Source organism: Pumilibacter intestinalis (genome assembly GCF_943193005.1).
GTDB classification, from domain to species: domain Bacteria; phylum Bacillota; class Clostridia; order Christensenellales; family Pumilibacteraceae; genus Pumilibacter; species Pumilibacter intestinalis.
Map to the genome: position 1 here is coordinate 77,413 of NZ_CALPCH010000005.1, position 14,826 is coordinate 92,238.

At 46.4% G+C, this 14,826-nt stretch carries 5 protein-coding genes; 2 read left to right on the forward strand and 3 right to left on the reverse strand.

The window, feature by feature from the left end:
• Positions 1-1,449: an ArdC family protein gene (locus NFR55_RS03735; RefSeq protein ID WP_251546360.1), complete on the reverse strand. Its 1,449-nt coding sequence runs from the start codon at positions 1,447-1,449 to the stop codon at positions 1-3.
• On the reverse strand, positions 1,439-1,579 hold the full coding sequence (locus NFR55_RS03740; protein ID WP_251546362.1) for a hypothetical protein: 141 nt from the start codon (positions 1,577-1,579) through the stop codon (positions 1,439-1,441). Before NFR55_RS03740 ends, NFR55_RS03735 begins: the two co-directional genes overlap by 11 nt.
• Before the next feature lie 109 nt (positions 1,580-1,688).
• On the opposite strand from NFR55_RS03740, the gene NFR55_RS03745 reads away from it, so the two are divergent.
• Together NFR55_RS03745 and NFR55_RS03750 are read left to right on the forward strand one after the other, a co-directional pair.
• Positions 1,689-2,375 (forward strand): DUF3990 domain-containing protein, encoded by a 687-nt coding sequence (locus tag NFR55_RS03745; protein ID WP_251546364.1) that lies wholly within the window; start codon positions 1,689-1,691, stop codon positions 2,373-2,375.
• Between the two features lie 37 nt (positions 2,376-2,412).
• Complete coding sequence (locus NFR55_RS03750; protein WP_251546366.1) at positions 2,413-2,967, forward strand: helix-turn-helix domain-containing protein; 555 nt, start codon at positions 2,413-2,415, stop codon at positions 2,965-2,967.
• 50 nt (positions 2,968-3,017) lie between these two features.
• On the opposite strand, the gene NFR55_RS03755 is transcribed toward NFR55_RS03750, so the two are convergent.
• Entirely contained in the window at positions 3,018-14,825 is an 11,808-nt protein-coding gene (locus tag NFR55_RS03755; RefSeq protein WP_251546367.1) for a phage NrS-1 polymerase family protein, read from the reverse strand.
• Between the last annotated feature and the right edge of the window lies 1 nt (position 14,826).

Sequence of the window (14,826 nt, forward strand, 5' to 3'; positions counted from 1 at the left end):
TTATGATTTTGTGTTTGCAAATCGACTGCCCGTAGCTTTTGCGGCTACATCGGATATTTTCGGCGTCCGCACACTTGCAATAAACGCCGTTTCGTCTTTTGCCATTTGTTCGTAATAGGCGTTCGGCTTATCCTCGCGGAACTGATATGACGCGCGGAATATTCGCAAGAGCTGTTGCGTATCGCTCGTATGCACAGCCAATCTTGCCATAAGCGCCCGTTCGTTATTTTCTTCCGTTCCATATACCGATTTGCCGTTCCATAACGCAAGGAATTGATCTCCGCGTTTCGTCTTACTCGCTTTGTCAACAACGTCCCTATCGTCCATTCGCGTAAGGCTATCTATTCCCCTGCCCGCTGTTTCAACTGCGGCTACCGCCGTAATTGCCGCCGCTTCGTCCGTGACTTCCGCCGCGACCTCGCTCGGCGGCAAAAACACTTCCGACCGTTCCTCCTCTACGGCGCTAAGTCGCGCCATTTTTTCTGCCTTTGCCTGTTTATCTTTTTCTATTATGAACTTACAAATCTTTTCCGCATCGGCTATCGCCTTGAACAAAATATTGGGGTCTTCTTTGATTTTATCGTGCCACCACTGAATATACGCGCTGTTGTTCTCAATGTGCTTTTCGCTTGTTTCTATACCCAAGTCCTGCTCGATGAACATAGACGCTATCTCGGCGCGTAATTCTTCTTCGGCATATTCGGGCGTTCCTTTATCGCCGTTCAATTCGCGGTTAAGTCTTGTTACGTGTCCTGTGCTGTGCCCGACTTCGTGCATAGCCGTTGCGTAAAATTCGGGCAAGTCCACAAACGCATCGCGTTCCGGCAGATGAATTTCATCGGTAGCTTTACGGTAAAACGCTTCGCTTCCACCATAGATAATCTTTGCTTCGTTGTCGCTCCAATACTGCAAAAGTTCTTCCGCGCGGCTGTTCTTTCCGCTCTCGTCTACAACATGTTTTTCACGTTCGGGAATACCCGCTATAACGTCGCCGTTGAACACGCAATAGTATTTACGAAGCGCGATTACATTTTCGTCCATATAATCGTCCCGCTCGGCTTCCGTCAGTCCATCGAGCGTATTTCTGTCAAAAGCCTGTTTGGTTTGCTTATCATAAAGCGAAAAGTATTCGATAGATACGCCCGCTTTTTTGCCCATACTGTTGCCTTCTTCATCGCGCTTAAAATCCCAACCCTTTTCTTTCATTTGGTTGTATGTAAGCCAACGGTTATCCGAGTAGCCGCGCTCCATTGTTGCCGCCGACAAGAACAGTCTGTTTACGCCGTTATACCGTTTCCCCGTGATTGCAGATACGGGCGCGCCCGTAACTTTCCAACCTTGCCGCCAAAGGCTATGGTTATTTTCAAGGTTTGTCATAATCGTATCGACAAGCCGTTTTCTCTGCGGCGTGAGTTTATCATAGACGCATTTTTTGTCTTTATCGCTCAAAACGTATTTTCACCTCCTCCGTCAAGTTAGGTTTCTCGTCCCCGAAGTCGTCCGACATATCCAAGATTTCGTCTATCTCGTAGCCTTTCGGTATTACGATTTCGGGTATGATGTTGTTCTTCTTTTTCAATTTTTTTGACCTCCTGCAAAATTTTCAATAAATCTATTCTTCTAATTGTTATTTATTCTTGACTTTATACCATTACAATGGTATAATATCCCCATAAGGAACATGTGTCATGAAAAAAGAATTGATTATTTATCACGGCTCGCATAATATAGTCGATAAGCCGACTTTCGGAAAAGGTAATCCGGATAACGATTACGGACTCGGTTTCTATTGCACCGAACATCTAAACCTTGCCCAAGAATGGGCGTGTGACCAGATTTCCGGCGGTTACGCAAATAAATACGCGCTCAATACAACGGGACTGAAAATTCTCAATCTAAACGGAAAAGATTATTCCATTATCCATTGGATTTCCGTACTTTTGAAAAACCGTAAAGTTACGCTTTCATCCGATATAGAAACGGCGGCGATGTACTATATTTTAGACAATTTCTCTGTTGACACTGAAAACTACGATATCATCAAAGGGTATCGCGCCGATGATTCTTATTTTTCATATGCACGTGATTTTTTGAGCAATACGATAACCGTAAAGCGGCTAACCCAAGTCATGAAACTCGGAAATCTCGGGAATCAAATCGTGTTAAAATCCCAACTCGCCTTTTCCCGTATTGAATTTTTAGGTTACGAAGAAGCGCCTCAACAAATCCATTATCCTTTACGCAAAAAACGCGATGAGCTTGCCCGCTCTGCCTATCTTACAAACCGACAAGGCGGCATATTGCCCACCGACAGTCTGCTTATGATTGATATTATCCGCGGGGGTATAAAAGCTAATGATCCACGCTTACAATGAAATCTATTTAAGCGGCGTAATGCGCAATTTGTCCGCCATGTTTGATATTGCCGTAAATGCAATGGAACTCGATCCCAATGATATTGCTTTGCGCTTTTCCAAATCCGCTATTGCAAGCGGAATCGAAAAAGGCAACCCGAAATATCTTTGCGGAAAATCCGCTACGGAACTTTTATCGGAACTTTTAGACAAAAATGTTGCTTTTACACAAATACCGCTCGACAGATCTCCCGAATATTGGGCAGGTTGGGTTCTCGCCTATACGCAATGGTATCTCGACAAGCCGTTTTCCGAAATTTTATATGTAATACCGTTTGATAAACTTATTTCGTTATATCACCCCTACCACGAAGCCAATGAGCTAAAAACCGCAGAATATATCAAAAGTTTATTCCCCGCAGAATCATCATTAAAACGAATTCGCCTCTTGCGCAATTTATCTCAAAAACAGCTATCGGATTTAAGCGGCGTAAAACTTCGCTCCATTCAATGTTACGAACAGGGCGATATAAATATAAGCAATGCCCAAGCCGAAACACTTTATGCTCTCGCAAAGGTTTTAGATTGCTCCATAGAAGATTTACTCAAATAATCTCAGCTTTCACGGCTGTCCGCCCATACGGACAGCCGCTTTTCTTTCTCTTACTTACCGCCCTTGCCGCTACTGCTTTCGTTGCCGCTCGGCTTGTTGTTGCTTGCCTTGGGCGGGTTATAAACGGGTGTTTCCTTTATTGCCTTTATCGCCGTATGCTCGTAATAGCTCTGCGGCTTTTCGGCGCGGTATAGTCCGCTCGTAGCAAATACGCGAAGCATTTGGTCTATGTCGTGATTGCTCCAAAACGCAAGGTAGTTCATAAGGCTCATATCCGAATTGCTGTGATTGCCGCGCAAGTCCTCGCCGTTATACAGTCTTTTTACGGTATCGCCGTTCTTTGCCGCAAACGCCTTTTCGAGCATTTCTCTGTCGTCCATAGAAGAAAGTCCCTCTATGCCCTCGCCCGTATGCTTCCACTCGGTACGCTTTTCGAGCTTGCTTTCGAGAACATTCTGCATCATAGGCGTATCGAAGCTTTTAAGCTCGGAACTGCCGTAATAATCGCCCGTCATTGCGATAAATTGTCCGCCTTGATAATACTCCATAGTCTTGTCTTTGCTGAACGAGCGCAAGTCCGCGCCTTTCGTTTTACCGAAGATATGCAAACCCTTTCCGCTTATCGATTTTTCCGCATAACTGCCGCTTGCCGCTATAAACGTCTTTTGCGCAATCTCCGAAAAATCGCCGTTCTCCTGCATACACCCGTCAAGGTCGATACAAGCGATATTGTCTTTTCCGTCCAATGCGTAGGCAAGGCATACGCCGCCGTTCTCTCTCGCATACGCGCAAGCCGTATCGAAGTCCGCCCAAGTTTTGGGATTGTCGCTCTCGGCATAATCGCCTGTGTGTGCGTTTATAAGGAACTTGTCCAATTTACCCGTTGCATTATTGCGGCGGGTACGCAAAACCGCCCAATTCGGCTTATTCCGCATTTCTTCGGGTACGTTTTGCCGCAACTGCTGTTCCACCTTTGCAAACTGCGCTTTTGCTTCCTCGCTCGGCGCACGGTAAACGCTCTTGTAATCCGCATCCGTCTTGCCGTCTATCGCCGCAACAAACTCCTGCGCCGACAAATCTTTATTATCTTCGCCGTCTTTTAAGTGCGCGGTAAAATCTTCGGGAATACGCAAATACAGTCCGTCTTTTTCCTTTCTCACCATTCCGCTCGGTATGTAATACACGAATCCCGCATACTCGCCTTTCGGCATTTTGAACAGCGTACTGTTTTCGTAGTTGGCGATAACGGCGTTCTCGCTCATTTGAACCGTTGCCCACTTTTTCTCATCGTCGTCCTGTTGTTCATGCCCGTCCATAGCGGTAAGCTCGCGCTTATAATTGTTTTTGCCGTTTATATCGTCAAAAAGCTGTTTTGCCGTAAGCTCTTTTTTCTCCTCGCCTTTCCGCAAAATGATTCTGAAATTTTCGCCTACGTTTGCAATCAAATCGCCGTTCTCGCTTTTTTTATCTTCGTTTACCACCGATTGCGGAAGATAATACACATACCCTTCATACTCCGAATTTGCGGGCATAGCGATAAGCAACGAGGTTTCGTAATCTTTTATAACGGCATCGCGCGGCAAGTATATGTTTATTCTCGCTTCGCGCTCGTACTTATCCGCCGTAGTTCCGTCCAACATTTTAGCCAACTCCCACGCGCGGAAGTCCATGACCTTTTCGCCGCCATCGTACAAATCGATTTTATAATCTTCGGGCAAGCGAATCTCCAACGCTCTTTCACGCGTATCGCTTTCCGCGTCCGCAGTAAACGTACTCTCGTAAATATGATCGTTGAATATACTGTAAGCGCAACCCGCATACCCGCTGTCCTTGGGCATCATGAAACGCGAATTGAATTGATACTTTTTAATAAGCGCTTCGGGACTTATTTTGAACTTTACCGTCTTTTTTCCGGAATCTTCTACGTTTTCGAAACCGTATTTTTCCGTTCTGTATTGCTCGGCGGCTTCCAGTGTGGGAAAATCGTATTTTGCCGCTCCCCACTTTCCGTCCATCGTATCGTATCTTGCCGCGACTACGAAATCGCCCATTTTCTCTCTTTGAATTATAGCGATATTCCTATTGTCGCGGTCTTTGATAATGCTTAATACCTTATCGCCCCGTGCGGTAAAGTTTTTGAATTTGTCCTGTGCCATTTCTTTGTTTTCCTCCGAATTTTCTTTTATTTTTCCGCGGATACGATTTATAAAGGCGTCCAATACGGCAGGGTGCGTGTTAAGGTAACACTCGCGCCGCACGTTTTCGTCTTCCGACATAGGAATAGTCTTCGCCCATTCTTTATTCTCCTTGCTGTATCTTCCGTCCCAATCATGCTCGTTGACGGTTGTTGCCAATACGAACGCCACGCGCTCCATACCGAAGCGCTCGATAATCTTATCCTCAATACCCTCGTTTAAGTGCATACCGTCGTAGTTGTTACGAATAGCGTCCTCGATTGCAAGTTTGCACTCTATATTCGATTTCCGCGAATTGCGGTGCGCGATGATTTCATTATGCTCGCGGGCATACGCGCCCGTATTGAGATACAACGGATATATCCGCTTATAGTTATCCATAGCGTCCATCATATTGCGCATAGCTTCTTTTCCTTCAAGCTGTTCTTCCGAAATATCCCGCCCTATATTCAAGAAGAAAATATGCTTTTTATCCAGCTTGTCTTGGCTTATATAGCAACCGGGCGCGGCAACCGTAATCATTTCGGCATCGGTCATCTCTTCCAAACGCCAAATGTTTGCAACGGATAAGTCTTGCGTCATATAAAAATACGCTCTGTTCTCGGTGTCTTTGCCGTAATACGTTGTGGGATAGTAGGTTTCATTATGAAAATCTTCGCAGTAGTCTTTTATGAATTGCGCCGTATCGCTGTATGTTTCCACGCTGTAATTTTCCGCTCCAACGTAATCGTCGTAAAGGCTACCCAAAATATGCCCTTTATCTTCATACAGCGCTCTGAATTCTTTCTCCGATAGATACCCCTCGCCGTACTGTATGACTTCCGAAAATTCGTTATACAGATGTATCTTATAGTTATTGTAAAAGATTTCTTCCGCCGGTTGTTGCAACATATCTGCCTTAAACGCATCGTACTCGCTTTCAACCGATCGGATAACTTCGTTTACATAGTCCGGCTTTCTTTGCGAGATAAAATAGGCTTTACGAAGCTCCCCTACAAAGTCCAAGAAGTTGGGACGCGCCGCTATGACTTGCCGCTCGAATTGCAGTGCATCGTTAAGCCGTAGCGTACCCGCGTCTATGCTTGCGCCATACTTTACCGCAAACGCTTTCACGTCGTCTTCCGAGCATCCCGCATTTTCCGCCAACAAATCCGTATCGATACTGTCTTGCGTTCCGCCGTGCATACGTTCCGTTCCGTCGCAATAATCTTCTATAATGGCAAGAATTCTTTCTTGCGTCGTTCCGTTGTTTACAATAAGCGAATCATGCCTTGCCGCAGATAATCTTACCGCACGGATTTCTTTTACCTTTTCCTCAAAATACCTATGCGCATCTTCTTCCGCATCGAATTTCCGCAAGGGATTCCCGTTGTGCAGTCCGTTATAAGCAAGCACCGTCATTACGTTCGTTTTGTCCCCGACGTCGAGCTTTTCGCCGTCTTTATTGAGTACGAACGTATCGTTCAGAACATACCAAGTATCTTTTGCATTATTTTCGAAAAGCAATAAGCCTTCCGCATACTTTTTTATACTGCTGCCTTCGCTTAGCAAATGCGCCCGTTCTTTTGCGACAACGGTCAGTTCGTCGTCGAACGCAGGCAAATTCATATCTTTTATTTCTTCTTCGCTAAACTTACCGAGTGCGGTCATCAGTTCTTTCTCGGGATCGAATTTGAATCTCGTAAGTTCATATGCCGCTTCTTTCAACTCCGCATTTTCTATATTCTCCGCTATCGAACGCTTTACGGATATTTCGTCCCATCCGTAATAACCGAGCGCATCGCTCCAAATACGTGCGGCATATTCGTCCAAAAGTTGCGACACATACGGTTGCATAGCTTCCGCTGTAGGCTCCGATTTATCCGCCGCATATTTATTCAACGCCGCTTTTTCGGTAAAATTGCTCTCTATAAAGTCTATCGTGAAACGCTCGTCAACATAGTCCATATCTTTCGAAGCCGTTTTACTCGCCGCCTTTGCAACCTCCAATCGTGCCGCCAAATATGCTCTGCCGTTTTCCGATTCCGTATAATTTTTCCATAACGGCTTTTCCACGCCGTAAAGCGCTCCGTCCTCAAAATCGTCCAATCGCTCTATTTCCGTTTCGGTATCGTCCTTGCCGAGTTTATATACTTGTATGCCGTTATTAAAGATTCGCTGTGCCGCTCTCTTTCTTATGGGCAACATTCCATCCCATGTATAGCCGTATTCGTGCATATCGTTTGCGTCTACGGTGTAATCGGGCAATAAATCCACCTGCATTAAAGCGGTCTTATCTTCCTTATCTATGATAGTATCTTCCTCCTTAAATTTTCTTTGTGCGGGCAACGCCATAAAATTATCATCGCCAAAATCGTTTTCATCGCCCGCTATTTCTTCTTCGGGTTTATCCAAATTAAGTTCTACGTTCAGTTCCGTTTCTTCTTTCATAAGTTCTTGTAAACGCTCCTTATGTTCAAAAGGTTTTTTCACTTGCTCTTTTGCCGTCTGCAAATCGTTCTTTAACTGTTTAAGATTGTTTTCAAGCCGCTCTTTACGCTTCGGGAAGTCCTCTATAAAGTTCTCTAAGCGCGTGAGATTTCCGCTTGCGCTTTCGCCAATGCCCAACGTATATTGCCCGTTCGCCGCAAGCGTTATTTCCCGTTCGTTTGCCAATAAAGATATGGGTTGCATACTGATTTTGAACCCGCAATATTCCGCGACAACCGTTTCGGGTTTACTTTTATACAGCGCTTCCGTAAGCGCTTTGCCGCCCTCTTTTTTGTCCGTATAAACCGTGCCGTTCACGCTTAACGCAAACGCTTCGGGGTCTTGCGGTTTGTTTTCCTGCAAATGCTTTAAGTCAAGCGTTACACGCTCTAAAAGCAACTCCTGCTTGCGAATATCTTCGGGAAAGTCTTTGAGAATTTTGTTTTGCAAATTGCAAATATTCTTTTTATACTGCCCTTCCAATACGCGCAGTCTGCTGATTTCCGCGTCCACCTCCATTTTGCGCTTTATCTTCGGGTTAGCCGCCGTTATCGCCTTTATCTCGGCGTAGCTCAAAGTGGTTTCGTCTATATCCTCCGCTTCGCGCACCGTTAAATCGCCCTTATTGATTTGCGATATGAACTTTTGCTTGTTTTCGAGTATCTGATAGCTGTAACTGTCGAACGTGCGCTCTGTAACGTAGGTATAAATATCTACCTTTTTGTTCTCGTTGCCTTGTCGGATGATTCTGCCCTCGCGCTGTTCCATATCCGACGGACGGTACGGCGTATCCAAATGGTGCAAAGCCACAAGTCGCTTTTGCACGTTGGTTCCCGCGCCGCACTTTTCCGTACTGCCGATAAGTACCCGTATAGCTCCGCTGTTGACTTTATCGAAAAGAGTTTGCTTTTGCTCATCGGTATTCGCTTCGTGAATGTATGCGATTTCCTCCGGCGGAATACCGCGCTGCACGAGCTTGTATTTCAAGTCGTTGTATGCATCGAAGTCCGTGCCGTACTCGTAGTCCTCAAACCGCTTCTTCGGCGTGGACAAATCGCAAAAGACAATCTGCGTTCCCTTAATGTCCGACGTGCGCTCCCATATTTCGTGAATATACTCGGAAGCCACGTTGAGCTTACTGCCCGCTTCGTCCGCAGATTCGGGTACGAAACAGCGCGGATCTAACGCAAGCTTCTTTCCGTCCGACGTTATTTTAAGCATATTGTCTTCATACGGACTTACTTCTCGGTTATGTATTTTTTCCGCTCGTTCCGTAATTTGCCGCGCAAGTTCCAATACCGTATCGCTCGGTTTAAGGTTTATAACGTGCCGCTCGGCTTCGGGTACGTTGAGCTTTACCATCTCCGCCGTTTGCACGTCCGCAAAACTTCGATACATTGCAAGTAATTCGGGTAAGTTCGTAAACTTACTGAATCGCGTTCGCGCCCTGTATCCTTCTCCGCTCGGCGCAAGCTCCATGCTCGTTATCGTTTCGCCGAAGTCTGCCGCCCAACCGTCGAAAAACGTGATGCCGCTTGCCGCCAATGCTTGCGGTTGCAAGTAATTTTGCATCGTATACATTTCCGACATCGAATTGCTGATAGGCGTTCCCGTGCCGAACACCACGCCTCTGTCGCTACCGTGAAGTTCTTGCAAGTATTCACATTTGAGCTTTATATCGCTCGCCCTTTGGCTTGCCGCGTTCGATACGCCAGCCACGTTGTTCATCTTCGTAAACAAGAACAAATTCTTATAGTAGTGCGCTTCGTCTATATACAGATAGTCCACACCCAAATTCTCGAACGTAAGCACGTCGTCTTTCTTGTTGCCGTCCATCAGTTTTTTGAGCGCAACTTTGCGACTCTTTTTGATTCGTTCCAAGTTCTTGACCGCGCCGCGCGGCATACCGTTTTCTTCCCACGCGGCTCGAATCGTTTCTTCTATCCGCGTTATTTCTTTAACTAAATTCCCTATCTGCCGTTCCTGCGATACGGGAATCTTGGCAAAGCTCGACTGCGCGATGATAATTCCGTCCCAATCGCCGAACGCGACTTTACTTACAAATCTCTGTCGGTTATCCTTTTCCAAATCCTCTTTGGTCGCCACGAGGATTTTGGCGTTCGGATACAGCTTGCGCCACTCGCCCGCCCATTGCTGCACCAAATGATTCGGCACGGCTACCATGGCTTTTTTGCAGATACCGAGCTGTCGCATTTTCATTATGGACGCAACCATAGTATACGTCTTGCCGCTTCCTACAACATGGTGCAAAAGCGTACTGCCGGGACTTGTTATAATGCGGTGTACGGCGTTATTTTGGTGCGGATTGAGTTCTATCGCGGGATTCATTTCGGGGAATTTAAGATAGCTTCCGTCATAGTTCGGCAGACGTATTTGATTAAACAGCCGATTATACGTTGTTTCCAATTCTTCGCGCCGTTCTGGTTTGGAATATATCCAATTCGCAAACAGCTCTTTTATTTGGTTTTGCTTTTCTCGCGCCGCTATCGTTTCGGGTTGATTGAGTACCCTGCGCTCGTTTCCGTCCGCGTCCACTATCGTGTCGTAAATCGTAGTCGCCCGCATATTCATTGCGTCTATAAACAGCCTATACGCGGGCGCACGGTGCGTTCCGAACACTTCCTTTTGCTTCATTTGCGTTTTGTGGCGCACTTGGTCTTTTTGGTCTAACCGCCAACTGCTGTCGAACGGGTTATAAAAGAGCTGTACGTCGCTCCGCTCCCACCAATATAATCCGATAAGCTCGCAATAAAACTCTTTGAAATATTCTTTATCCACCCAAGTGGCTCCGAGCCGCACGGAAATCTCGCTTGCCGTGAGCGGCGTAGGTTGCACTTGCGTGAGCGCCGTTACGTTGCGCTTATATTCGGCATTTTGTTCGGCATGGTATTTGGCATCGTTGAGCTTTTTCGCAACATTGCCCGACAAGTATTCTTCGGCTATTTCAAAACCCGAATATTTGTCGTTCGGCGCTACTTTTACAGGGTTGCGGAACACGCTGTCGCCAAGCTCGTATAGCACGGTATCGTAGTCCTTGTTTGTCAGCTCCTCGATATACGCTATGTCCACTCTGCCGCGCTCGTTCTTGCTTATTTGCAACGCTTCGAACGGGTCGTCCGTATTCGTGGGTACGATATACGGTCTTATTGTGCGTTTATAGAAAACTTCCGCTTTGCTTACTTTCTTTGTTTCCTTATCTATGTCTTCGCAAGCAAACAGTAATGCCGCGTCGCCGTCGCCGCTAAAAAGTTTTACGTTCGTTTGACTGTTCAGTTTATCGTATTTACTTACAAACGAGTCATACATACCGTTTAGCCGCTCCTGTTCTTCCGCCAAGGTTTCGTCCGAACAGCCTTTTATTTGGATATCCAAAATGTGATGTAATTCTTCGCGCAAAGCTATCATTGAGCAAATTCTTTGGTATGCGTCTTTCGGGAAAGCGGGTATGCGTTGTTCTACCATTTCGTCGCCCACGCGCATATACAGTCTGCCGCTCTCCGCTTTATAGCACATAGGTTTTATATCGTAGTCAACCTCTTTTTCGTCTGCAATCGGTTGATTTTCGGCGGGCAAATAAAAGCCTTGCGGCAAATTTTTTATTGCTTCCGATAGCGCAAGCGACAGATCGCGTCCGTCCGGTTTTACCGTTACGTCTTTGCCACCGTACAGTCCCGTTTCTTCCGCAAGCGTGCCGAGTATCATTTCCGGGTGGTTGATAAAGTAATTATTTATCTCGTATCCTTCTTCGGTCTTGCCCGTGCCCAGCCACTCTATGTTTTCCGTGTCGGTGTTAATGCGCTCCGTGCGTTTACGAAAGAACAAGATGTCCGCAACGGCTTCCGTTCCCGCCGTTTGCTTGAACGCCGTGTTCGGAAGTCGTATCGCTCCCAACAGCTCGGCGCGCTCGGCAACGTATTTTCGTGCCAAAGGGTTGAGCTTATCCATTGTGCCTTTGCTCGTAACGATAGCTACGATACCGTTCGGTTTTACCTTATCTATGGACTTGGCGAGAAAGTAATCGTGGACACGGAAATTATAACGGTTATACGCGCTGTCGGCTACGCCGTAACCGCCGAACGGCACGTTGCCCACAACGACGTCGAACTTATCATCGGGAAAGCTCGTATCCTCGAAGCCTTTAATTTGCACATTCGCTTGCGGGTACAATTTAGCGGCGATTCTGCCCGTAAGATTATCCAATTCCACGCCGTACAGTCTGCTGCCGTCCGCTATCTCCTGCGGCATAAAACCAAAGAAATTGCCCGTTCCCATAGACGGTTCAAGGATTCGGTTATTGCCTTTCACGCCGAAACGGTCAAGCGCGGCATAAATACCGCATATTACGTCTTTCGGCGTATAATAGGCGTTGAGCGTACTTGAACGCGCTTGCTCGTAATCTTCCGCAGAAAGCAAGTCTTTCAGCTCGACATATTCTTTTTTCCAACTTTCGTTGTTCGCGTCGAACGCTTGGCTCAGTCCGCCCCAACCGACAAACCGTGACAATACCTTTTTCTCGGCGTCCGTAGCGTTGCGGTTTTCGGCATACAGCATATTTGCGAGCTTTATTGCTTCTACGTTGTTATGAAATCTCGTCTTTGCCCCGCCAAGCTCGCTTTGGTCTAACACGCCGTTTAAGTCGGTATTATCACCGTAAAATTCTTCGATGATTTCATCCGAAAGATTTGTGCAAAAATCAAGGTAAAAATTGATTCCGATAGTTTTGCATTTTTCAAGATCGATATCAATTTCTATTGCTTTTTCGCTCGAATAAATTTCGTCTTGAATATCTGCGATATACTCTCGTATAAATTCTTCCGTTTCAGGCAATTCATCAATGTAAAATGTTTTATATCCTTCTTCCGCTTCACTCGTGCCCGTTTCTATCATATAATCGACCAACGCTGTGACGCGATCTTCGTTTGATAATTCATGCACTACGGGTTGAGAAAACCTTGCATCGATAAGCGCGTCCAAATCTTCATCTTCTTTCGCGTCCGAATACGGTTGCTCGGTTTGCGGAAACGGCTCGATATAACTGTTTGATTCGATGAGCGATACAAACCTCTTTTCCACATCTACCCAACTTACCGAATATCTGCTCGATATATCGCCCATATCGCCGCTTTCCGACACGAACACACCGTAATCGTTGAAAACAATGCTTTGTCCGTCAAGCTCTTTGGTGGTATATGTTCCGTATTCGCCCTTAATAAAATTTATGAATTCTTCCGAACTTGCGGCATTATGATATGCTTCCGCTATCCGTTCTTTTCGTTCTCGCGGCTCGTCCGTCAATATCTTTTCGATAAAATTGTTTCTCCGGCGTTCCTGCTCCAATCGCTGTTCGCGTAAGCGGTTTTGTTCTTCTTTATATGCAACGTACTGTTTCTTTTCTTGTTCGGATAAGTAGTTGTCGTCGTCTATAAGGTCGGCTATACGGATAGCGACCTCGGGCCATTTGAGCGAAACTTGAACAAGGTATTCTCCTTTTTCGCCGCGAACGGACATTTTAATGCCTTTGGCGTCGTGCATTTCATCATCGCCGCCCCAACAACCGTGTCCGCCCCAACCGTATTCCTTTTTCAAAAAATTCGCAAACGTCTTTGCCGACGGGTTTTCTTGGTATTTGTCCCAAATGCGGAATTTGCCGTATTCTACACCGCTTCCGTATTTTAATTGGCGTTCGATAAGAGCTTCTTCCGCCGTTTGTTCCTGCGAGTTGAGCAAATCGAACATAGACAGTTGCGGCTTAGGCTTGCGCTTGCGGTCTTTGATACCCTTTTCTTCTTTCCTCGGCGTGGACTTGACCTTGTCTTTCGGCTGTTCGCCCATGCTTTCGGTCGGCTCGTCCGATTCGTCAAACTCATCTTGTTCTTCGACTTCATTCTCGTCAAAATCCTCGTCGATTTCGTCCGATTCCTCGCTTTCGTTAAACTCGGCGTCATCTTCGGACTGCTCGTCGTCCGTTTCTTCAAGCTCGGCAATAAGCTCGCTACGCCAATCTTCCGTTTCCGACTGTTCGTCATCAAACAATGTAGGCTCATCGTTCACATTTTCCGTCAATACGGGCTTCGGCTCTTTTGTTTTTGTTCCGAATTGCTCGCGCGTTTCCGCGTGGGAAAGATAATATTTCGCTTCTCCGTTCGGTTCTACAACCAATACGCCGCTGAATTCAAGTATTTTGTCCAAATACCTATCCACAGCGTAAAACGGCATACCGCACATAGGCACTCTTTCGGGCAAGCCTACTTCCCGCCCCGTAAGCGTTAAGTCGAGTTCTTTGGCTACGGCTTTTGCACCCTCGCCGAATACCTCGTAAAAATCGCCCAAGCGAATTAAAACCACCGCGTTCGGCATTGTGTTCTGCGCTTTCATATACTGCTCGTACATCGGCAATAACGGGCGGTTCGGCGTTTCGGAAATTTGCTCTGTCTGTTCGATAGGCTTTATTACTTCCGTATGTTCTACGGGCACAGTAGGCTCGTCCGATACCGCTTCTTCATCAATATCGTTTACGATATTGATTTCTTCCGTTTTGTTCTGCGCATCCGAATACGCTTCCTCTATATCCTGCGTCAAACTGTCCGCACGAATATAAACGTCCTTTACAAACTCGGCGTTTTGAATATAAGAATACGGCAAGCCGCTCATAGCGATTCCCGCGCTTTTCGGAAATCCCGTTTTCGCATATAGCGAATACGCAATACCCTCTATAAGCAACTTATCCCTTTCGTTGTTGCCCGTAAGCGCGTCCTGCTCCTGCAAGTAAAGCTGTACGCCTTTATGTATTTTACTATAATCGCTCCGCTCGTCTTGCGTTAAGTCCGTACCGTTCAGTTCGTCCAAGCCGCCGAGCAAACGCTTCATAGGAAGTATGGGGCGCGAATAGCGGTTGTCGCCGTGCGTATCGTTTGCATCGAAAACGAATTGCTTATATCCGTCATTGTCGTAATAGGCTATACCTTTTCTTCCCTTTGTTACACGTCTATCCATAGCCGCCCATTCGTTGAATGAAAAACAAACCGTAGCGTTCGGGCGTTCTATGACTATCTGGCAAGCGTCGTGCAAGTTGATGTGCGGGTTTTGTGCGATAAACCTATAAAAGTTTTTGAGTTGTTCGCCGTCCGCAAGCATAGCCGCCACTTGTGCGTTACGATTTGTCAGTCTTTTCATA